19 protein-coding genes are annotated in these 20,563 nt (G+C 68.5%); 14 read left to right on the forward strand and 5 right to left on the reverse strand.

The window, feature by feature from the left end:
• The first annotated feature begins 72 nt into the window (after positions 1-72).
• The 5 genes from ACPPVW_RS14120 (at position 73) to smc (ending at position 7,520) form a co-directional block, all read left to right on the forward strand.
• Complete coding sequence (locus tag ACPPVW_RS14120; protein ID WP_426623734.1) at positions 73-1,083, forward strand: branched-chain amino acid ABC transporter permease; 1,011 nt, start codon at positions 73-75, stop codon at positions 1,081-1,083.
• Positions 1,080-2,240 carry a branched-chain amino acid ABC transporter permease gene (locus tag ACPPVW_RS14125; protein ID WP_426623735.1) on the forward strand — a complete coding sequence of 387 codons (1,161 nt, stop codon included), beginning with the start codon at positions 1,080-1,082 and terminating at the stop codon, positions 2,238-2,240. Before ACPPVW_RS14120 ends, ACPPVW_RS14125 begins: the two co-directional genes overlap by 4 nt.
• The gene (locus tag ACPPVW_RS14130; RefSeq protein WP_426623736.1) at positions 2,237-3,151 is read left to right on the forward strand and encodes an ABC transporter ATP-binding protein; all 915 of its coding nucleotides are present in this window, start codon (positions 2,237-2,239) and stop codon (positions 3,149-3,151) included. The genes ACPPVW_RS14125 and ACPPVW_RS14130 overlap by 4 nt, the downstream gene beginning before the upstream one ends.
• The gene (locus tag ACPPVW_RS14135) at positions 3,138-3,851 is read left to right on the forward strand and encodes an ABC transporter ATP-binding protein (RefSeq protein ID WP_426623737.1); all 714 of its coding nucleotides are present in this window, start codon (positions 3,138-3,140) and stop codon (positions 3,849-3,851) included. The genes ACPPVW_RS14130 and ACPPVW_RS14135 overlap by 14 nt, the downstream gene beginning before the upstream one ends.
• 111 nt (positions 3,852-3,962) lie before the next feature.
• Positions 3,963-7,520, forward strand: coding sequence for a chromosome segregation protein SMC (gene smc / locus ACPPVW_RS14140; RefSeq protein ID WP_426623738.1), 3,558 nt, complete (start codon positions 3,963-3,965; stop codon positions 7,518-7,520).
• A 340-nt stretch (positions 7,521-7,860) separates the two neighbouring features.
• On the opposite strand, the gene ACPPVW_RS14145 is transcribed toward smc, so the two are convergent.
• Positions 7,861-8,631, reverse strand: coding sequence for a CHAD domain-containing protein (locus ACPPVW_RS14145; protein WP_426623739.1), 771 nt, complete (start codon positions 8,629-8,631; stop codon positions 7,861-7,863).
• A 30-nt stretch (positions 8,632-8,661) separates the two neighbouring features.
• Here ACPPVW_RS14145 and ftsY point away from each other — a divergent pair, with 30 nt between their 5' ends.
• From ftsY to ffh, 3 genes are all read left to right on the forward strand, one after another.
• On the forward strand, positions 8,662-9,537 hold the full coding sequence (gene ftsY / locus ACPPVW_RS14150; RefSeq protein ID WP_426623740.1) for a signal recognition particle-docking protein FtsY: 876 nt from the start codon (positions 8,662-8,664) through the stop codon (positions 9,535-9,537).
• Between the two features lie 7 nt (positions 9,538-9,544).
• Complete coding sequence (locus tag ACPPVW_RS14155; RefSeq protein ID WP_426623741.1) at positions 9,545-10,045, forward strand: DUF2004 domain-containing protein; 501 nt, start codon at positions 9,545-9,547, stop codon at positions 10,043-10,045.
• Between the two features lie 67 nt (positions 10,046-10,112).
• Complete coding sequence (gene ffh, locus ACPPVW_RS14160) at positions 10,113-11,681, forward strand: signal recognition particle protein (protein ID WP_426623742.1); 1,569 nt, start codon at positions 10,113-10,115, stop codon at positions 11,679-11,681.
• Positions 11,682-11,739: 58 nt separating this feature from the next.
• Here the strand turns inward: ffh and ACPPVW_RS14165 are convergent, their stop codons facing one another.
• From ACPPVW_RS14165 to ACPPVW_RS14180, 4 genes are all read right to left on the reverse strand, one after another.
• On the reverse strand, positions 11,740-12,432 hold the full coding sequence (locus ACPPVW_RS14165) for an SGNH/GDSL hydrolase family protein (RefSeq protein ID WP_426623743.1): 693 nt from the start codon (positions 12,430-12,432) through the stop codon (positions 11,740-11,742).
• Positions 12,433-12,506: 74 nt separating this feature from the next.
• Entirely contained in the window at positions 12,507-13,274 is a 768-nt protein-coding gene (locus ACPPVW_RS14170; protein WP_426623744.1) for an SGNH/GDSL hydrolase family protein, read from the reverse strand.
• The gene (locus tag ACPPVW_RS14175) at positions 13,274-13,951 is read right to left on the reverse strand and encodes an SGNH/GDSL hydrolase family protein (RefSeq protein WP_426623745.1); all 678 of its coding nucleotides are present in this window, start codon (positions 13,949-13,951) and stop codon (positions 13,274-13,276) included. The genes ACPPVW_RS14170 and ACPPVW_RS14175 overlap by 1 nt, the downstream gene beginning before the upstream one ends.
• A 23-nt stretch (positions 13,952-13,974) precedes the next feature.
• Positions 13,975-15,186: a glutamate--cysteine ligase gene (locus tag ACPPVW_RS14180; protein ID WP_426623746.1), complete on the reverse strand. Its 1,212-nt coding sequence runs from the start codon at positions 15,184-15,186 to the stop codon at positions 13,975-13,977.
• Between the two features lie 218 nt (positions 15,187-15,404).
• Here ACPPVW_RS14180 and rpsP point away from each other — a divergent pair, with 218 nt between their 5' ends.
• From rpsP to ACPPVW_RS14210, 6 genes are all read left to right on the forward strand, one after another.
• A complete protein-coding gene (gene rpsP, locus ACPPVW_RS14185; protein ID WP_426623747.1) occupies positions 15,405-15,887 on the forward strand; it encodes a 30S ribosomal protein S16 in 483 nt (160 codons plus the stop codon).
• A gap of 4 nt (positions 15,888-15,891) precedes the next feature.
• Positions 15,892-16,122, forward strand: a complete 231-nt coding sequence (locus ACPPVW_RS14190) for an RNA-binding protein (protein WP_426623748.1) — start codon at positions 15,892-15,894, stop codon at positions 16,120-16,122.
• Between the two features lies 1 nt (position 16,123).
• Positions 16,124-16,798 (forward strand): ribosome maturation factor RimM, encoded by a 675-nt coding sequence (gene rimM, locus ACPPVW_RS14195; protein WP_426623749.1) that lies wholly within the window; start codon positions 16,124-16,126, stop codon positions 16,796-16,798.
• A 2-nt stretch (positions 16,799-16,800) separates the two neighbouring features.
• A complete protein-coding gene (locus ACPPVW_RS14200; protein WP_426623750.1) occupies positions 16,801-17,196 on the forward strand; it encodes a type II toxin-antitoxin system VapC family toxin in 396 nt (131 codons plus the stop codon).
• Positions 17,197-17,264: 68 nt separating this feature from the next.
• Positions 17,265-19,235, forward strand: coding sequence for a hypothetical protein (locus ACPPVW_RS14205; protein WP_426623751.1), 1,971 nt, complete (start codon positions 17,265-17,267; stop codon positions 19,233-19,235).
• 12 nt (positions 19,236-19,247) lie between these two features.
• Positions 19,248-20,536 (forward strand): IS3 family transposase gene (locus ACPPVW_RS14210; RefSeq protein ID WP_426623752.1). Its coding sequence is split into 2 segments (ribosomal slippage): positions 19,248-19,521 and positions 19,521-20,536, totalling 1,290 coding nucleotides; the frame shifts between segments, so codons are not numbered across the junction.
• Positions 20,537-20,563 lie beyond the last annotated feature (27 nt).

Genomic DNA, 20,563 nt, shown 5'->3' on the forward strand with positions numbered 1-20,563 from the left:
CACCTTTGTTTCGACTCTCACTAGAACTGAGCCGGACCAACGACGATCCGGCACTGAACCCTGGAAGTTCGAATGCTCGAAACCCTCCTGCTCGTCCATCCCGTCCTCGACAACTCCTGGATCAACTTCGATGTCGGCGCCCTCGTCCAGAACTTCTGGAGCGCCACCTTCGACGGCCTCACCTTCGGCGCCATCTACGGCCTGATCGCCGTCGGCTACACCCTCGTCTACGGCGTGCTCAACCTGATCAACTTCGCGCACTCCGAGGTGTTCATCGTCGGTGCGTACGGCGTCGTCATCACGCTCACCTCGCTCGGCTTCGGTCCGAGCGCCCCCAACCTGAGTCCTGCGGCGATCATCGGCGACCTCCTCCTGGCGCTGCTCGTCGGTATGGCGGCGTCCGCGTTCACCGCGTGGGTGCTCGAACGCGTGGCGTACCGTCCGCTGCGAAGACGGAACGCGCCACGCCTCGTGTTCCTCATCACGGCGATCGGCGCCTCGTTCACGATCCAGTACCTGATCTTCCTGATCCGGGGCGCGAACGCGGAGCCGGCGGTGACGATGTTCATCCCGCAGCCGATCTTCGACGTGTTCGGCACGATCGTGAACAGCCAGCAGATCATCATCGTGGTCGCGTCCGTGATCCTGATGATCGCTACGGACTGGTTCATCCGTCGCACCCGCACCGGCCGCGGGATCCGCGCTGTCGCGCAGGACGCCGACACGGCCACGTTGATGGGCGTGAACAAAGAGCGGATCATCCAGATCACCTTCATCACCGGCGGCATCCTCGCGGGCGCCGCGGCGCTGTTCTACGTGATGCTCGTCCCATCGGGCGTGATCTACAACGGCGGCTTCGTGCTCGGCGTCAAGGCGTTCGCTGCTGCCGTCCTCGGTGGGATCGGCAACGTGCGCGGCGCGCTCCTTGGAGGTCTCCTACTGGGCGTAATCGGCAACTACGGCCAGATCCTGCTGGGCGACTCGCAGTGGACGGACGTCGTCGCCTTCGTCGTCCTCGTTCTGGTGCTGCTGATCAAGCCGACGGGCATCCTGGGCACCTCCCTCGGAAGGAGCCGAGCATGAGCATGACAGAAGGCCCCAAGGTCCTCCCCGACGGCCGGGGGGAGCAGGTCGACGACGCGATGGAGGCCGCGCGCGTCCGCAAGCGCACCGGCTTCCTCCAGCCGCTCCGCGATCGCTGGAACGCCCTCCCGCGGGCGGTGCAGTGGGCATGGCTGCTCATCGTGGTCGCCCTGGCGTACGCTCTGCCGTACCTGAACTTCTTCCCGCTGACCACCGAGCCGGGCAACGACTGGCCGCTGGCGTGTTTCGCGATGGCGACCTACGGGCTCATCGCGGTCGGCCTGAACGTTGTGGTCGGCTACGCCGGCCTCCTCGACCTCGGCTACGTCGCGTTCTTCGCGGTGGGTTCGTACACCGCGGCGATGCTGACCAGCCCCGACTCGCCCTTCCTCAAGATCCCGTACCTGTGGACGATCCCGGTCGCCATGGCGATCACGATGACCTTCGGCGTGATCCTCGGCGTGCCGACGCTCCGCCTCCGCGGCGACTACCTGGCGATCGTCACGCTCGGCTTCGGTGAGATCGTGCGCATCCTCGCCACGATCATTCCCGCGATGAAGGGCCAGGTCGGCTTCCAGAACGTCGGGCACCCGCCGGGGGAGACCGCCAAGGGGATCCCCATCTTCTCGAACTCCAACGGCGTGCCCTGGTACTGGCTCACGGTCACGGTGATCATCGTCATCCTGCTGCTGGTCGGAAACATGGAGCGCAGCCGCGTGGGCCGCGCCTGGATCGCCATCCGCGAGGACGAGGACGCCGCCGAGATCATGGGCGTGCCGACCTTCAAGTACAAGGTGTGGGCGTTCGCGATCGGCGCCGGCGTCGGCGGTCTCTCCGGCGCGTTGTTCGCCGGTCAGGTCGGCTTCGTGAACAACCAGAAGTTCGACGTGCAGACCTCGATCCTGTTCCTCGCGGCCGTCGTGCTCGGCGGCGCCGGCAACAAGGTCGGCGCGATGATCGGTGGCGCCATCGTGGCGTACATCCCGCTGCGGTTCACGGCGATCGCCGACTACAAGTACCTGATCTTCGGCATCGCGCTCGTGCTAATCATGATCTTCCGCTCGCAGGGTCTCTTCCCGGCGCGGCAGAAGCTGCTGGCGTACGGCAGGCATGCGTATCAGAGAGTGGCCCAGGCGGCGAAGGGAGGCGCACGATGAGCGACGAGAGCACCACCGCGGTCCCGGAGGAGGAGCCGGTACTCGGCGCCGACGAGGAGGAGCTGGCGGCCGCCGGTATCGATCTGGAGGTCGCGGAGGCCGCGGCCCCCGACCGCGAGATCGCGGTCGAGGTCGGCGAGAACATCGTGGAGGTGCGCAACCTCACCGTGAAGTTCGGCGGCCTCCTCGCACTCGACGACGTGTCGTTCGACATCCGCCGCGGCGAGATCCTCGGTCTGATCGGACCGAACGGCGCCGGCAAGACGACCTGCTTCAACGCGATGACCGGCGTCTACAAGCCGACCAGCGGCGACGTGCTGCTCGAAGGCCAATCGATCAAGGGCCAGAAGCAGCACCGGATCACCCGGCTCGGCCTGGCGCGCACGTTCCAGAACATCCGCCTGTTCGGCGAGATGACGGCGCTGGAGAACGTCGTCGTCGGGCTCGACGCCCGGCACCGCACGTCGGTCCCCGGCGCGTTGCTGCGGCTTCCCCGGCACACGAGGGAGGAGAAGTCCGCCATCGAGCGCGGGATGGCTCTGCTGGAGTTCGTCGGCATCGCCGAACACGCCGCCGACCTCTCCCGGTCGCTGCCGTACGGGTCCCAGCGCCGTCTGGAGATCGCGCGCGCCCTCGCGACCGACCCCAAGGTGCTCTGCCTGGACGAGCCGGCCGCCGGCTTCAACCCGGCGGAGAAGGAGGACCTGATGGACCTCATCAGGACCATCCGCGCCGACGGCTACACGGTTCTCCTGATCGAACACGACATGAAGCTGGTCATGGGTGTGACGGACCGCATCGTGGTGCTCGAGTTCGGGCGCAAGCTCGCCGACGACGTGCCAGAGGCCATCCGGAACGACCCGCGCGTGATCGCCGCCTACCTCGGGGAGCCCGAAGATGACGTTGCTTGAACTGAAGAACATCAGTGTGTCCTACGGGCGCATCGAGGCGATCCACGACATGTCGTTCTCTGTGGACGAGGGCGAGATCGTCAGCCTCATCGGCGCGAACGGCGCGGGCAAGTCGACCACGATGAAGACCATCTCGGGCATCCTGAATCCGACCAAGGGGTCCATCCTGTTCGACGGCCAGGACATCACCAAGATGAAGGCGCACATCCGGGTCGTCCGGGGGATCTCGCAGGCTCCGGAGGGCCGCGGGATCTTTCCGGGCATGACGGTGCTGGAGAACCTCGACATGGGGGCGTTCGGACGCAAGGACCGCTCCAACATGGGTCCGGACTTCGACCGCGTGTTCTCGCTGTTCCCGCGCCTGGCCGAACGCAAGACGCAGGCCGGAGGCACGATGTCCGGAGGCGAGCAGCAGATGCTCGCCATCGGCCGCGCGCTCATGTCCAGCCCGCGCCTGCTGCTGCTCGACGAGCCCTCCATGGGTCTCGCGCCCCAGTTCATCCGGCAGATCTTCTCGATCATCACGGAGATCAACAAACAGGGAACCACGGTATTGCTGGTCGAGCAGAACGCCAATCAGGCGCTCGCCCGCGCCAACCGCGCGTTCGTGCTGGAGACCGGGAGCATCACGCGCTCGGGAACCGGCCGCGAGCTGCTCGCCGACCCTGCCATCAAGGAGGCCTACCTGGGCGTCGGCTGACCCTCAGCTGCTGCTAAGAGGCGTGTCGTCGTCACTTTTCGAGCCGGAGAGTGACGACGACGTGCCCCTCGGCTGCGCGGTGGTCGGTGCAGGGTCGGGTAGATTCTGTGCGTGTACTTGAAGAGTCTGACGCTCAAAGGCTTCAAGTCGTTCGCGACGGCGACGACTTTCGCCTTCGAGCCGGGCGTCACCTGCGTCGTCGGTCCCAACGGGTCCGGCAAATCGAACGTGGTCGACGCGCTCGCCTGGGTGATGGGCGAGCAGGGCGCCAAGACGCTGCGCGGCGGCAAGATGGAGGACGTCATCTTCGCCGGCACCTCCACCCGCGGTCCGCTCGGCCGTGCCGAGGTGCAGCTGACGATCGACAACTCCGACGGCGCGCTTCCGATCGAGTACACCGAGGTCACGATCTCGCGCACCCTGTTCCGCAACGGCGGAAGCGAGTACGCCATCAACGGCCAGTCCTGCCGGCTGCTCGACGTGCAGGAGCTGCTGAGCGACTCCGGCCTCGGCCGCGAGATGCACGTCATCGTCGGGCAGGGGCAGCTGGACGCCGTTCTGCGCGCAACCCCGGAGGAGCGCCGCGGCTTCATCGAGGAGGCCGCCGGCATCCTCAAGCACCGCCGCCGCAAGGAGAAGACCCTCCGCAAGCTGGAGGCCATGCAGACCAACCTGACCCGCCTGAGCGACCTCGCCGGGGAGGTGCGCCGGCAGCTGAAGCCGCTCGGGCACCAGGCCGAGATCGCGCGGGAGGCGCAGTCCATCGCCGCGATCGTCCGCGACGCCAGAGCGCGCCTCCTGGCCGACGAGGTCGTCGCGCTGCGACGTTCGCTCGACGGCCACTCCCGGTCGGAGGCGGAGCGGCACAGTGAGCAGATCGTGCTGCAGGAGCAGCTGGAGCAGAAACAGCTGCGCCGCGCGCGTCTGGAGCAGGCGCAGGTCGGCGACGCCGTCGACGTCGCCCGCAGCACGGCTTTCGCGCTCGAGCAGGCGCAGGACCGGCTCCGGAGCCTCTACACCCTGGCGACGCAGCGGCTGGCACTGCTCGGGAGCCAGGCCGAGACGAACGACGACGGCCCTCGCGTCAGCCCGCAGATGGTGCAGGACGCCGCCGACGAGGTCGAGCGGCTCCGGGTCGCGGTGACCGAGGCCGAGTCCGCGTGGGAGGCCGCCCAGGCCGCCACCCGCACGGCTCGTGCACGGCTGGACGCTGTCGACGAGGAGATCGCGGCGCAGAGCGCGCTGGTCTCCAGACACGATCTGGAGGTCAGCAAGCTGAACGGCCAGGCGGAGGCCGCGGCACAGCGCCTGGCTGCAGTTCGCGGCGAAGTGCTGCGGCAGCAGAACGCGCTCGACGCCGCGACCGAGCGGCGAGAGAAGGCCCGCTCCGAGTTCGCGGCGCGCGAGGCGGAGGCCCAGCTCGGCGATCAGGGCGAGGGAAGTCTCGACGAGGCGTACGAGCTCGCCCAGGCCGACGTGTTCGAGGCCGAGGGTCTCATCGAACAGCTGCGCGAGGATCTGCACGCGCTCGAGCGCGAGCGCGACGCCCTCGCGGCCCGCACCTCCGCGCTGTCGCTCGCTCTCGACCAGAAGGACGGCTCGGCGGCCCTGGTGGCCGCACGGCTGGCGGGCGTTCGCGGACTCGTCGCGGAGCACCTCCGGGTGCACCCCGGCTTCGAAGCCGCGATCGCGGCCGCGCTCGGAACGCTGGCGGACGCCGTGCTCGCCGAGAGCAGAGGCAGCGCGTTCGACGCGGTCGCTCACGCGGCCGCCGACGACCTCGGCCGCGTCGAAGTCGTGGTCGCCGACGCTCAGGCCCCCGAGGCGGATCTTGGCGGCGTGTCCGGCGTCGTGCCGGCGAGCTCGGTCGTCGACGCCCCCTCCGGCGTGCTCGGCCTGCTCGCGTTCACCGCGATCGCCGACGACCTGGAGGCGGCGCGGGCCGCGGCCGAGGCGTTCCGGACCCGCGGCCTCGGCGGCCCGGTCACGCTCATCACGCGCTCGGGCGACGTGCTGACCGACTTCGTGCTGCGCGGCGGCTCCGGCGCAAAGCAGAGCCGCATCGAGCTCTTCGCCGAGCGGGACGCCGCCCAGGAGCGGTTGGACGAGGTGACCTCCCTCATCGACCGGGCGCGGTTCGCGCTGGCCGAGCAGCGCGGGGTCGTGCAGGTGGCCAAGGAGCAGTCGCAGGCCGCGCTGTCGGCCCTCCGCGAGTTCGACGCGAAGCTCGCGGCGCAGACCGAGCAGCTCAACCGGTTGCGGGTGCAGTCGGAGGCCGCCGAGGCGGAGTTCGACCGCCTGAGCCGTGCGCTCGAGCAGGCGGCCGAGCGGGTCGCCGACGCCGAGACGGCGGCCGAGTCCGCGAAGTCCGAGCTGGAGGTCGCCCGCTCGCGGCCGCGGCCGATCCTGGACGTCTCGTCCCGCGACGCGCTGTCGCTCGAGCTGGAGGCCGCCCGCGAGACCGAGGTCGAGTCCCGGCTGGGCGTCGAGACGGCCAAGGAGCGCGTGCGTGCAGAGCAGGCGCGCGGGGAGGCGCTCTCCCGTCAGCTGGAGGCCGAGCGGGCCGCCGCCGAGGAGGCCGCCCGCCGGGCCGTCATCCGGCGCAGGCAGCTCGACGCCGCGCAGGGCGTCGTCGACGCGTTGCCGGCCGTCCTCGCGTCCGCCGACCGCTCGGTGGCGCAGGCGCGCGTCGAACTGGCGACCGCCGAAGCGCAGCGGGCGAGCCAGAACGAGGAGCTCGCGACCGTCCGGCGGGAGGAGTCAGCGATCCGGGAGCGCCTGCACACGATCACAGAGGCCGTGCACGGTCTCGAGCTGCAGATCTACGAGAAGAAGCTGCACCTGTCGAGCCTGCTCGAACGCGCGGGCAGCGAGCTCGGGCTGGTGGAGGACGTGCTGGTCGCCGAGTACGGCCCTGACGTGCTGATCCCGGTCGAGCGCACCCCCGAGGCCGACCGGCCCGAGAGCGCAGACGGTGGTGAGGAGCCCCAGGGCGTGCCGTTCGTCCGTGAGCAGCAGCAGAAGCGCCTGGCCACGGCGCAGCGCAAGCTCGCCCAGCTCGGCCGGGTCAACCCGCTGGCGCTGGAGGAGTTCGCCGCCCTCGAGCAGCGGCACAAGTTCCTCACCGAGCAGCTGACCGACCTCACCAACACCCGCAAAGACCTGGTGACGATCATCGAGGAGATCGACGAGAAGATGCAGACCATCTTCGAGTCGGCGTTCGCGGACACCGAGGCGGCCTTCGAGCGCGTGTTCCCGATCCTGTTCCCCGGAGGCGTCGGACACATCGCGCTGACCAACCCGGACGACCTCCTCACCACGGGCATCGAGGTCTCGGTCAAGCCGGCAGGCAAGAAGATCGAGCGGCTCTCGCTGCTGTCGGGTGGCGAGCGTTCGCTCGCCGCCGTGGCCCTGCTGATCGCCATCTTCAAGGCGCGGCCCAGCCCGTTCTACATCATGGACGAGGTGGAGGCCGCGCTCGACGACGCCAACCTGGGCCGTCTGCTGACGATCTTCGAGGACCTCCGCGAGAACAGCCAGCTCATCGTGATCACGCACCAGAAGCGCACGATGGAGATCGCCGACGCCCTCTACGGCGTCTCGATGCGGCAGGACGGCGTCTCGGCCGTCGTCGGTCAGCGCGTCGCCCAGGAGCAGGAGTCGGCTTAGGGTGGGTCTGATGGTTCCGGGGTCCGGGTGGGGGCGTGCCCCGGCTCGGTTTCTCCGGAGTCTTGGCGGGCTTCGTTACGAGAATCCGGATGAACGGATTCTTGTGCGGTGTGTCGTCTGTGACCTCCGGAGTTGCCTGCACGGCCTGCGGAGTGTCCGTTACTCCGGAACCTTGTGGGGGCACGTCGGTGTTGGGACGGTTCCGGCGGAGATTCGCAGGCGTGTGGGCCGCGGCCTCCGGTATTGCTCGCAGTAGCGCGCGCCGCCGCTGGAGACAGCGCGTCTCCGAAATGTCGCTTGGACCCAGCAACTACACGACATACTTTATGCCGCCACCGGCTCAGAGCTGGATCGCCGCCAGCTTCTCGTCCAGGCCGTCGAGCGCTTCCGCTGCCCGTCGCTCGCAGCGCATCGCGAGGCCGATGTGGCCCTGCTCGCGGAGCTGGTGCGCCAGCAGGAGGTCGTCGCGGTTGGCGCCCAGCGCGTCGTGCACGGTCTTCGCCGCCGCAGCGAGCCGCACGGCCGAGCGGCCGAGGTCGTCGGCGACCGCTTCGGCCGCGTAGCGGACCTTGCGTGCGGCCTTGCGGGTCGCGTGCCGGTCTTCGAGACTGTCTCCGCGCGGCCGGTGTACCTTGCGCACGGCCTTCTGAAGCCCGCGGGACGTGACCCGATCGGGATGGGTGCGCCCCTTTGCGCTCAGCGGCGGCTCGGCGGCGAACATCTGCAGGTCGGCCAGCAGAACCCGCGCTGTCCGGCCGTGCAGGTGGTCGATGAGCGAGGCCAATTCACGCGCTTGCGCCTCCCGGGTCGTCGCGATCTCGGCGGACACGATGTCGACCACCGCGATCTCGTCGGCGGCCTCCAGGAGGTCCTCCAGGGAATCCGCCTTCACCTCGAGGTCGCGTACGGCGCCGAGCCGGTCGCCCAGCAGCTTCAACCGTGAGCGCATGCGCGTCTGCGCGTCTGCGTCGAACGCCGCGCGGTAGACCCGCAGGATGCTGCGGAGCCGCCGCACCCGCGTCCGCGCCTGGTGCACCGCGTCCGCTCCGTCGATCTCGATCGCCATGAGCTGCTCGGCGAGCTCGGCCGACACCGCGACGAGGGAGAACATGCCGTCACCGTAGCAACTAGTCTGAGTGTCATGGCAGATCGCACTCCCTGGTCTTTGTCGGGCGCCCTGCGCGGGCTGTTCGCCAAGAAGACCATCGACGAGACCACCTGGGACGATCTGGAGGCGGCGCTTATCACGGCTGACTTCGGCCCCGACGTCACAGAGGCGGTCGTCGACGACCTGCGCGCCAAGGTGGATCGGTATCACACCACCGACCCTGCCGACCTCCAGCGCATGCTCCGCGAGACGATGGAGGAGCGACTTTCGAAGCTCGACACCACGCTGAAGCTCAGCGAGCGCCCCGCGATCGTGCTCGTCGTCGGCGTCAACGGCGTCGGCAAGACGACGACCATCGGCAAGTTCGCGAAATTCCTGCGCACCTACGACCGCTCGGTCGTCGTCGGCGCCGCCGACACCTTCCGCGCGGCGGCGGTCGAGCAGCTCGCCACCTGGGCCGAGCGCGCAGGAGCCGAGATCGTCCGGCCGCAGCAGCAGGGCCAGGACCCCGCTTCCGTGGCGTTCCAGACGGTCGAGAAGGCGAAGCGCGACGGCATCGAGATCGTCATCATCGATACCGCCGGCCGCCTCCAGACCAAGGGCGGGCTGATGGACGAGCTCTCCAAGATCAAGCGCGTCGTCGAGAAGCAGGCGCCGATCGCCGAGGTGCTCCTGGTGCTCGACGCGACCACGGGGCAGAACGGCCTGGCCCAGGCGGAAGCCTTCCTGGAGCACGCAGGCGTGACCGGACTGGTCCTGACCAAGCTGGACGGTTCCGCCAAGGGCGGCTTCGTCCTCGCAGTGCAGGAGCGCACTGGTCTCCCGATCAAGCTGATCGGCCAGGGCGAGGGCATCAACGACCTGACCGGCTTCACCCCGCACGTCTTCGCGCAGCAGCTGGTCGGATAGGGGCGGCATGGCCATCGAGCACGACTACTTCGGCGTCATCGACGAGACCGCCTCCGGCGGCCTCGCCTGGAGCGACACCGTCGAGCTTGCCGATCAGGCCGTGGCGGTCGACCTGCTCGCCGACGACGAGTCGGCGGTCGGCGAGTACGCGCTCGACGCGGCGGCGGCGCTCCTGCAGTCGCTCGAGGGTTTCGACGCCCGTGCCCGCGACGCGCTGATCGCGGAGCTGAGCTCGCGGCAGTCGGCGACGACCAGCTACATCGACGAGCACGTGGAGAAGCTGGGGGAGTCCCTCCTCGACCTGCTGGTCTACAACTCCGGCGACATCGCGATCGACGTGCTGCGATCGCTGCAACTGCTCTCCGTGACGGTCCAGGCCGACCAGGCGGGGGAGGACGAGGTCTTCGCGACGTTCGACTTCTCCATCAGCCCCGACGAGACGGATGCCCTCCTGACGGTGTCGTTCGATGTCCGCGGCGACGTGGTCGCCGTCGACACCCAGAACTGACGGGAGCGCAGAGCTCACCGCGGTGACTGGGCGACCGGCCGGACCGGCCCGGTAGACTTGTCCGATCATGGCTACTTTCGGCTCGCTGTCCGACCGTCTTACGGACACCTTCAAGAACCTCCGCACCAAGGGCAAGCTCACGCCGTCCGACGTGGACGGCACCGTGCGCGAGATCCGCCGCGCGCTGCTCGACGCGGATGTCGCGCTCGACGTCGTCAAGGACTTCACAGCAAAGGTGCGCGAGCGCGCGCTGTCGGACGAGGTCAACAAGGCGCTCAACCCGGCCCAGCAGGTCGTGCAGATCGTCAACGAGGAGCTCGTCGGCATCCTCGGCGGCCAGCAGCGCCGGCTGCAGTTCGCCAAGAAGCCTCCGACGGTCATCATGCTCGCGGGCCTCCAGGGAGCGGGCAAGACCACGCTTGCGGGCAAGCTCGGAAAGTGGCTGGCGAAAGACGGCCACACGCCGCTCCTCGTCGCTGCCGACCTCCAGCGCCCGAACGCGGTCACCCAGCTGCAGATCGTCGGAGAGCAGGCCGGCGTGCCCGTCTATGCCCCCGAGCCGGGCAACGGCGTCGGCAACCCCGTCAAAGTGGCCAAAGACGCCCTGAAGTTCGCCGAGACCAAGCAGTACGACACCGTCGTCATCGACACGGCGGGTCGTCTCGGCGTCGACGCCGAGCTCATGAAGCAGGCGTCCGACATCCGCAAGGCCACCGAGCCAGACGAAGTGCTGTTCGTGATCGACGCCATGATCGGTCAAGACGCGGTCGCGACCGCCAAGGCGTTCCAAGACGGCGTCGACTTCACCGGCGTGGTCCTCTCCAAGCTCGACGGCGACGCCCGCGGTGGCGCTGCACTCTCCGTCGCATCGATCACCGGCCGCCCGATCATCTTCGCCTCCACCGGTGAGGGACTGGACGACTTCGAGCCGTTCCACCCCGACCGCATGGCCTCCCGCATCCTGGACCTCGGTGACATCCTCACCTTGATCGAGCAGGCGCAGGAGGCGTTCGACGAAGACGAGGCGCGCAAGGTCGCCGAGAAGTTCGCGACCGACAGCTTCACGCTCGACGACTTCCTCAAGCAGATGCAGCAGCTGCGCAACATGGGCTCCATCAAGAAGATGATGGGCATGCTTCCCGGCGCCGGCCAGATGAAGCAGCAGCTCGACAACTTCGACGAGCGCGAGATCGTGCGCACGGAGGCCATCATCCAGTCGATGACCACGGCGGAGCGCACCACGCCGAAGCTGCTCAACGGCTCGCGCCGACTGCGCATCGCGAAGGGCTCCGGATCCACGGTCACTGAGGTGAACCAGCTCGTCAACCGTTTCGAGCAGGCGGCCAAGATGATGAAGACCGTCGCCAAGGGCGGCGTGCCCAACGTCCCGGGCATGGGGCCGATCCCTGGCGCCGGCTACGCGGGCCGTGGCAAGCAGCAGCCCAAGAAGAAGGGATCGCGCTCGGGCAACCCGGCTAAGCGCGCGGCCGAGAACGCGGCCCTCGCCGCCGGCGTCAAGCCGGACGCGACCAGTGCTCCCGCGGGCAGCGGTTTCGGTGTCGCCGGCGGGAAGGGCGCTCCGGGCGGACCGTCCGAGGAGGAGCTGGCCGCGCTTCAGCGGTTCATGGGGCGCTAGCCACGCTGGTTTCGGATCGGACCGCGTTTGCGCACCGCCCCGCGAGCGGTCTCGGAGACTACGAGGTCACGCCGAGCGGTGCGAGGCGGTCCTCGATGGTCTTCGCCACGAGGCGCTCGCCTGCCGCGTTCGGGTGGATGCCGTCGGCCTGCACCAGTTCGGGGTGCCCCGCGAGTGGGTAGCCGATATCGAGGAACGTCCCTCCGATGTCGGTCACGGCCTTCTCCACGATTCCGTTGACGGTCGCCACCGTCGCCGGCGGCTGGTCGGCGCCCCAGACCGTCGTGATGCCGATGATGCGCGCCCGCGGGAAGGCGTTGCGGAGTTCGCCGAGCAGCTCATCGGCTGACGAAGTGACGAGCGCGGGATTCTGGTCGCGGTCGTTCCGGGTCGCGACGACCAGGATGTAGTCGGGGTGCAGACCGAGGGCCGTATCGACCTGCTGACGATAGGTGTCGCCGTTCCAGCCCGGCTTGACGAAGCCCGACCCCGAGACAGCCAGGTTCGTCAGCGTCCAGCCGTGCTGCGCGGCGATGAGTGCCGGCCACGCCTCGTCGGGGCGGACTCCCTTGCCGAAGGCGATCGAGTCGCCGATGGAGATCACCTGCGGCTTCGCGTGGTTCGTGGGGGCCGCGGCGGGCGTGCCCTCCGCAGCGACGGGGCGCGTGGGAGCGACAGCGGAGCAGCCGGCCAGAGCGATGGCTGCGGCGGCGACCGCGGCGACCACGATCAGGCGGGAACGGGTGGGCACGCAGTGAGGGTAGACCGTCGAGACTGATAGCTCGCTGTGTGTTCCTTCCGGGCGTCGCAGACCGCCGCCGCGCGTCACTCGGAGGCGGGCCCCGGCTCGATCCCGGCCTTGGCGATCGCGTCTGCGACCGTCTTCCCCAGGAGGGACTGTCCTGCGGTGTTCGGGTGGACGCCGTCCGTCTGCATGAGATCGGCGCGTCCGAGGAACGGCTGGCCGATGGCGAGCCAGTGACCACCCGCCCCGATGACGGCGTTCTTGAGGGCGTCGTCCATCACGCTCGCCACCGGAGGAGCAGCCGTCGCTCCCCATACCGCGCCCATGCCGATGATCGTCGTGTCCGGCAGCGCGCCCGACAATCGATCGATCGCGGCCTGCGTCGCGGTCTTCACGGTCGCGGGAGCCGTGGTGGCGGTGGCGACATCGTTGCGGGTGGCCGCGATGATGACGACCTGCGGACGCAGCCGTATCGCCGCGCTCACTTGATCGTGGAAGTCGTGAGTGTTGACCCCGGGCCTGGTGAACCCGGCGCCTCCTTCCCCGAGGTCGGTCAGATTCCAGCCGAGCCTTTCCGAAGCGATGAGCGGCCAGGCGTCTTCAGCGGGGACGTCCCAGCCGATCGCGATGGAGTCGCCGATCACGACGGCCGTCGGCATCCCTGTCGTGGGCGTGTGGGGCCGGGAGGACGCCGGCCCGGTGGGCGTCGAGCCCGACGGGGAGTCCGTCGAGCCCGTCGGGAAGTCCGTCGAGGTGGCCGAGCATCCGCTCAGCACGAGGGCCGTCGCAGCGACGAGTGCGGCTGCGACGAGTCGGATCCGGCCGCCGCGCCGTGCAGTAGCGATCATCAGACGAGCCCGTCGATTCGCGAGAGGAACACCGAGGCGATCGCCTGTTGTCCTTCGAGCGTCGGATGCTCGCCGTCGTCCTGCACCAGACCCGCTTGGCCGCGGTACGGCTGCCCGAGATCGATCCATTTGCCGCCGGCCGCCGTGATCGCGGTGCGGAGGGCGTCGTTCAGGGGAGCGAGATCGCTGTCGCTGGCCTCGCCCGTGAGCGCGTTGTACCCGACGAGATGGGCTTTCGGCAGGGTGTCGCTCAGCCGTTCGACGGCCGCAGCCATCGCCTCGGCGACCGTGGCGGTGTCCTGCCCGAGGTCGTTGTCGGAGGCGCCGATCACGACCACATCCGCCTTCGCGGCGATGGCCTGGTCGATCTGCCCTTCGAAGTCCTGGTTGCTCGAACCCACCGCGACGAACCCGGCACCCGGCTCGCTGAAGTTCTGGAGGCCCCAGCGCCGGTCGATCGCGACCAGCGCCGGCCAGGCCTCGAACGGCTCCAGGCCCATCCCCGACTCGATCGAGTCGCCGACGATCGCGACGACGGGATGCCTGTCGCCATTGACTGCGGCGCCGGGGGCCAGTGCGAGACTGGACGACGCCGCACATCCGCTGAGGGCGACCGTCCCGAGCAGCAAAGCCGCGAGGGCGGTGGCGACGGTGGTGAGGGGCCGGCGGTGCAGCATGCCTTCCAGACTAGGCGATGAGTCTATGGATACCCTCTGCGGCCTCGCGAGGCGCCCGGGCTACGCGGAGCCTCCGTGGCGTCGGAGCTCGTGGTCCGCGGCCGGTCGAGTCCGGTGCGCAACTCGTGCGTGAGCGAGCTGACCACGGCCTGCAGGCTCCCGCCGTTGGCGTCGGCGACGGCGAGCTGCCGCTGGTAGCTCGCGCCGGTGGCGAGCACGTCGGTCACGGTCGCGAGCTCGGCGGTGCAGCCGAGCCGCTCCGCCGTCTCGCCGAGCTCGTCGACCAGCTCGAGCAGGCAGTCGCTCACGAGTCGCTCCGAGCCGTCCGGCGCGACGATGATCTCCGCGTCCAGACCGTAGCGCGCGGCGCGCCATTTGTTCTCGCGCACGAACCACGGCTGCAGGGTCACGGGCTCCACGCCCTCGTCGAGCTCTCCCGACATCCGGTCGGTGAGGCAGTGGACGAGCGCGCCTACCGCGCCCACCTCGTCGGCGGTCGAGAGACCGTCGCACGCGCGCATCTCGACGGTTCCCCATCTCGGCGAGGGCCGGATGTCCCAGCGCACCTCGCTGTGGTCCTCGACGACGCCGGTCGTGACCAGGTCGTGCACGTACTCCTCGTAGTTCGCCCAGGTTCCGAACTGCCACGGGAGGCCTGCCGTGGGAAGCTGCTGGAACATCAAGGCGCGGTTGGACGCGTAGCCTGTGCGGGCTCCCGCCCAGAACGGGCTCGACGCGCTCAGCGCCTGCAGATGCGGGTAGTAGGTCAAGAGGCCGTTCACGATCGGCAGCGCTTTGTCGCGCTCGTCGATGCCGACGTGCACGTGGATGCCCCAGATCATCATCTGCCTACCCCACCACTGCGTGCGGTCGAGAAGCCGGTCGTAGCGCTCGTTGGGTGTGATCTTCTGGTCGAACCACTGGGCGAAGGGATGGGTCCCGGCACACATCAACTCGACTCCCAGAGGGTCGGTGACCTCCCTGGTGAGCCCCATGAGCTCCTGGAGGTCGGCGATCGCCGCCGGCACTGTGCGATGCACGCGGCTGACCAGCTCGACGGTGTTGAGGAGAAGCTCGTGCGTGATCTGCGGGTGCTCCCGGCCGTCGGGGGTCCCGAGTTCGCGCAGGACGTCGTCGGCGATCTGCACCAGGTCGCCGCTGGAAGCGTCGACGAGCGCCAGCTCCCACTCGATCCCGACGGTCGAGCGCTCGGACTCTGCGAATTGGATCTGCATCCGGTGGTCCATCCGTCCGATAGGTCACTGTGCCGATTGTTACTTGCGGGCGCTTTTCTGACAGAATAGCTAGTTGAGTTCGACGTGCCCGACCCTCTATCCGGCACTTCGCACGAACAATAGACCTCCTGCCGCGTGTGCCCCCACGCCCACGGCAGTCAGTTCGACAACGAATCCACCGGGCCCCCAGGGGTTCCGGGCGTCAACACAGGAGAATTGTGGCTGTCAAAATCCGTCTGAAGCGCCTCGGCAAGATCCGCGCTCCGTACTATCGCATCGTCGTGGCCGACTCGCGCACCAAGCGCGACGGTCGCGTCATCGAGGAGATCGGTCTGTACCACCCGACCGAGGAGCCCTCGCGCATCGAGGTCGACTCCGACCGCGCCCAGTACTGGCTGAGCGTCGGCGCCCAGCCGTCCGAGCAGGTGCTCGTGCTCCTCAAGCTCACCGGCGACTGGGGCACGTTCAAGGGTGACAAGAACGCTGTCTCGACCGTGAAGACCGCTGACGAGAAGGTCTCGTTCGTCGCCGACGAGAAGAAGAAGCCGGTTCTCAAGCCCAAGAAGGCCGAGACCGTCGCCAAGGCGGAGGCCGTCGTCGAGGCCGAGGTCGAGGCGGAGGAGGCCGAAGAGGCCGAGGTCGTCGCCGAGGCAGAAGAGATTACTGAAGAGGCCGCTGAGGCCGACGGCGAGAAGGCGTAACACCTTGCTCGCACCCGCGCTCACGCACCTGGTCAAAGGCATCGTCGACCACCCGGACGACGTGCACGTGGTGGCCAAGGGCTCCCCGCGTGGCGAGGTCCTCGAGGTTCGTGTGAACCCCGAGGACCTCGGCCGGGTCATCGGTCGTTCCGGCCGAACGGCCAAGGCGCTCCGCACGCTCGTGGACGCGCTGGCCGACGGCCGGCGCGTCCGCGTCGACGTCGTCGACGACTGAGGTGGCCGACCACAAGCTGCCCCGCAAGGAGGTCGCTCCGCGGCCGGATCAGACCGAGCTGCGTGTCGGCCGGTTGACCAAGGCGCACGGCCTCAAAGGCGCGATCAAGGTCGAGCTCTACACGGACGAGCCGGAGCGACGGTTCGTGCCTGGAGCGGTGTTCACCCTCCAAGTCCCCACAGCCTCCAAGTGGCACGGCAGGACGATCGAGCTCAGCGAGCTGCGCTGGTACAACGGCCATCCCGTCGCCTTCTTCGCCGGTGTGGACGACCGCGACGAGGCGGAGACGCTCGTCAAGGCCATCCTGTGGGTGAGCCAGGACGTCCGTCAGCTCCCCGAGGAGGAGGACGCCTGGTACGACCACCAGCTGGTCGGGCTCAGTGCGCGCCGCGACGGCGTCGAAGTGGGCACGATCGCGCGCGTCGACCACCTTCCCGCCCAGGATCTGCTGGTGGTGCGCACCTCTGACGGCGAGGTGCTGGTGCCGTTCGTCTCGGCGATCGTGCCGGAGGTCGACCTGGCGGCGGGGACCGTCACGCTCACGCCGCCCGCTGGGCTCTTCGAGGAGATCCCGGACGACGACGAGCTCGCTCCTGGCGCTGTCGAGGCTCCGGTCGTCGCGGAGCCTGACGAGCCGGCCGACTCCGCGTCCGAACCGGAGAACGGCAAAGGCTGACCGTGACCGCCTACGTGATCGACGCCTCCGCGGCCATCGAGCTCGCGGAGGCCGGTTACGTCCCGGCGGCGGGGGACGCGCTCTTCGCGCCGACCCTGCTGCGCTCGGAGGTGCTGGCGGCCCTGCACCGCGATGTCGCCTCCGGCGCACGTGACGAGCGGGCGGCGCGCGCACTGATCGCCGCCGTCGACCGACTGCCGGTGCGACTTCTGGGCGACCGCGTGCTTCGTAAGACGGCGTGGCGTCTCGCCGGCGAGCTCGGATGGCCGGACACCTTCGCCGCCGAGTACGTTGCACTGGCCCTTCTCCACGGCGACGCGCTCGTGACCGACCTCCCAGAGAGGTACTCCGGCGCACCCGTCGCGCTGCGCACCGGCGCCGACCTCTTGCGTTCCTAGCGCGCCCCGACCTGTTGCCACCGCCCAGGGCTGGTATTTCTTTGTAAAAACGCGACATATCACCTAGGGTGATCGAGGCGGTCTACCGATCGCCTCACGTATCACCTGGGGGATCTTCGTTGTCGTTCCGTCCTGCCCGCCGTGGGCGTCCTGTGCTGGCGTTTCTCATTTCGGGTCTCTTGGCCTTCACACTGATCGACGGGGCTTCATCTCCGGCGTTGGCGGCGGATGCGCCGGCTCCGCCTGCGTGGGCGAAGGCGGTGCCGGGTTCGCGGGCGTCGGATGTTTCGGCGAGGGGTGGTAAGCCTCCGGTGAGTGCGGAGATCGTGTCTGCTGATGTGCCGTCGGGTGAGTTCACGGTGTCGACGGATGGGTCGGCGCAGTCGGATTCGGTGTCGGTTTCGAGTGCGGATGGGTCGAGGGCGACGGTGGTGGATGGGGCGTGGCGTGAGCTGGGTTGGACGGGTGTGAGGGTCGCGTCGGGTGGTGATCCGGTGTCGGTGGCGGATGCGAAGTCGCAGTTGAAGGCGTCGAAGAAGGGCACGGCGAAGGCGAAGGCGAAGTCGCGGGCTGGGCGGGTGTCGGCGAAGTTCGTGGAGAAGGATCGGGCGAGGAAGCTGGGTCTGGCCGGTCCGGTGTTGGAGTTGAAGCGGGCGGACGGTAAGTCGGGGGCGTCTGCGGTGGGTGTGCGGGTGCCGAAGAAGTTGTTGGAGGGTGTGTTCGGGGCGGATTACGCCTCGCGTGCCCGGTGGGTGCAGGTGGAGGCGGGGAAGGCGCCGGCCTCGGCGAAGGATGTGCAGGGTAAGGCGGTTCCGGTGGCGTCGGAGGTGTCGGCGGATGGTGCGGACATTGTGGTTGCGCCGTTGGTGGCTGCGGCGCCGATGATGTTGATGGCGATGCCGGCGAGTGTTGGTGGGGCGGGGACGGGGGATTTCACGGCGACGTCGTTGAAGCCGTCGGCGTCGTGGGATGTGTCGGCGCAGACGGGGACGTTCAGTTGGGGGTATCCGTTGCGGGTGCCGCCGGCGGCGGCGGGGCCGGTGCCGGAGTTGTCGTTGTCGTATGACTCGCAGTCGGTGGATGGGTTGACGGGGTCGACGAATAATCAGCCGTCGGCGATCGGTGAGGGGTGGTCGTTGTCGGGTGCCGGGTTCATCGAGCGTTCCTATGTGGGGTGTGCGGTGGATGATGGTGCGTCGGGGGCGGTGAAGACGTCGGGGGATCTGTGTTGGAAGAACGCGAACGCGTCGGTGTCGTTCGCGGGGCATTCCGGTGAGTTGGTTCCGGTTGCGGGGTCGAATCAGTACCGGTTGGCGAATGATGACGGTACCCGGTTCACCGAGTTGAAGGGTGCCCCGTGTGCGGCGAACGGGACGTCGGATACGGCGTGTTGGCAGATGGTGACCACGGATGGTACCCAGTATTACTTCGGGTTGAACCGTCTGCCGGGGTGGGACGGTGGTAAGCCGGTCACGAATTCGGCGTGGACGGTGCCGGTGTTCGGTAATGATGCGGGGGAGCCGTGTCATGCGGCCACGTTCGCGGCCTCCTCGTGCAACCTGGGGTGGCGGTGGAACCTGGACTGGGTGATCGACGTGCACGGCAACGCGGAGGCGTTCTATTACAACGCGCAGACGAACAAGTACGCCAAGAACGGCAGCACTGTCACCTCCTACATTCGTGGTGGTGAGTTGGATCGGGTCGAGTATGGTCTGGCCGGCTCGAACGCGTATGCGGGCAACGGTGCCTCCGGGAAGGCGCTGTTCGGGTATGACAAGAACGGGCGGTGTTCGGATGACGGGGGTGGCCGGTGCACCGGGCAGCCGGTGTCGGGGGATGCGGCCGCGGCGGCGCAGCCGGCGGCGTATCCGGATGTCCCGTTCGATCAGTTGTGTGTTTCCGGCACCTGTGCGGGGTTGATCTCGCCGACGTTCTGGACGACGGCGAAGCTGGCCACCATCACGACGCAGGTGTTGAGCGGTGGGTCGTATAAGCAGGTTGAACCGTCCCAGGTTTGGTGCCGTTTCCTTTCGAGTTGAAAGGATGGCGTCATGCCGAAGAAGATCGATCCCGAGGTTCGCGAGCGGGCTGTGAGGCTGGTGCTTGAGCATCGGGCGGAGTACCCGTCGACGGCGAAGGCGATTGCCGCCGTCGCCCGCCAGGAGTGTGTTGGGTCGGAGTCCCTGCGCCGGTGGGTGCTTCAAGCCGAGATCGACGCGGGCGGCCGTGACGGTCAGACCAGCGAGGAACATGCTGAGATCCGCCGGTTGAAGGCGGAGAACAAGCGGCTGCGTGAGGACGTCGCGATCCTGAAAGCAGCGGCAACTTTCTTCGCGGGGGAACTCGACCCCCGCAACCGCTGATGATGGTCTTCATCGACCAGATGAGGGCCGAGGGGCATGCGGTCGAGTCGATCATCCGCGTCCTGCGGGAGCAGGGCGTGCAGATCGCCGCGCGCACCTACCGGGCTTGGCGGCGGGGCCGCGTCTCGGCCCGGACGATCACCGACGCGATGGTCGAAGGCGCGGTCCGTGATGCTGCCTGGCGCATCGAGGTGCTGCCCGATGGGACCACGCGGCGCTGGATGTCACCGGAGGGGCTGTATGGGCGGAAGAAGATGACCGCGCTGATCCGACGCACCGCGATCAGCGATGCGTCCCGCGGTGCGGTGGACCGGGCGATGCGGGTCCTCGGGCTGTCGGGCATCACCCGCGCGAAGGCGATCCGCACCACGATCCAGGCCAAGGATGGGGTCCGTGCCGGGGATCTGCTGAACCGGGACTTCACCGCGCCGCGGCCGGATCACACCTGGGTTACCGACTTCACCTACGTGCGCACCTGGGCGGGCTGGGTGTACGTCGCGTTCATCCTCGACGTGTTCTCGCAACGCATCGTGGCCTGGCACGCGCAGACCAGCAAGCACGTGGATCTCGTGATGATCCCGCTGCGGATGGCGTTGTGGGAACGCGACCGCCAGGGACGCCCGGTCACGCCCGACCAGCTGATCCATCACAGCGATGCGGGGTCCCAGTACACATCGATTGTGCTGACCGATCACCTCGCGCTCGAGCAGATCGCGCCCTCGATCGGGACGGTCGGCGACGCCTACGATAACGCGCTGATGGAGACGATCAACGGACTCTACAAAGCCGAGTGCGTGCGCACCACGATCTTCCACGACAGCCCGCACAAGACGATCGCGGACGTCGAGTTCGCGACCGCCGGCTGGGTCGACTGGTACAACCACCGCAGGCTCCACGGTAGCCTCGGAATGGTCAGCCCCGACGAGTTCGAGGCTGCCTACTACGCGGCCCTCAGACCAGAGCCGCTCCCCACATAGAAGCGGCGGAGAACCTGGGACGGTTCA

The sequence above is a fragment of the Leifsonia sp. McL0607 genome (assembly GCF_049993355.1).
GTDB lineage: Bacteria > Actinomycetota > Actinomycetes > Actinomycetales > Microbacteriaceae > Leifsonia.

Coding starts and splice junctions, on each gene's coding strand:
- ACPPVW_RS14135 (WP_426623737.1), top strand. CDS start 3,138: ATGACGTTGCTTGAACTGAAGAACATCAGTGTGTCCTACGGGCGCATC.
- ACPPVW_RS14130 (WP_426623736.1), top strand. CDS start 2,237: ATGAGCGACGAGAGCACCACCGCGGTCCCGGAGGAGGAGCCGGTACTC.
- ftsY (WP_426623740.1), top strand. CDS start 8,662: ATGGCAGATCGCACTCCCTGGTCTTTGTCGGGCGCCCTGCGCGGGCTG.
- ACPPVW_RS14175 (WP_426623745.1), bottom strand. CDS start 13,951: ATGCTGCACCGCCGGCCCCTCACCACCGTCGCCACCGCCCTCGCGGCT.
- ACPPVW_RS14120 (WP_426623734.1), top strand. CDS start 73: ATGCTCGAAACCCTCCTGCTCGTCCATCCCGTCCTCGACAACTCCTGG.
- ACPPVW_RS14170 (WP_426623744.1), bottom strand. CDS start 13,274: ATGATCGCTACTGCACGGCGCGGCGGCCGGATCCGACTCGTCGCAGCC.
- ffh (WP_426623742.1), top strand. CDS start 10,113: ATGGCTACTTTCGGCTCGCTGTCCGACCGTCTTACGGACACCTTCAAG.
- ACPPVW_RS14155 (WP_426623741.1), top strand. CDS start 9,545: ATGGCCATCGAGCACGACTACTTCGGCGTCATCGACGAGACCGCCTCC.
- ACPPVW_RS14180 (WP_426623746.1), bottom strand. CDS start 15,186: ATGCAGATCCAATTCGCAGAGTCCGAGCGCTCGACCGTCGGGATCGAG.
- ACPPVW_RS14145 (WP_426623739.1), bottom strand. CDS start 8,631: ATGTTCTCCCTCGTCGCGGTGTCGGCCGAGCTCGCCGAGCAGCTCATG.
- ACPPVW_RS14125 (WP_426623735.1), top strand. CDS start 1,080: ATGAGCATGACAGAAGGCCCCAAGGTCCTCCCCGACGGCCGGGGGGAG.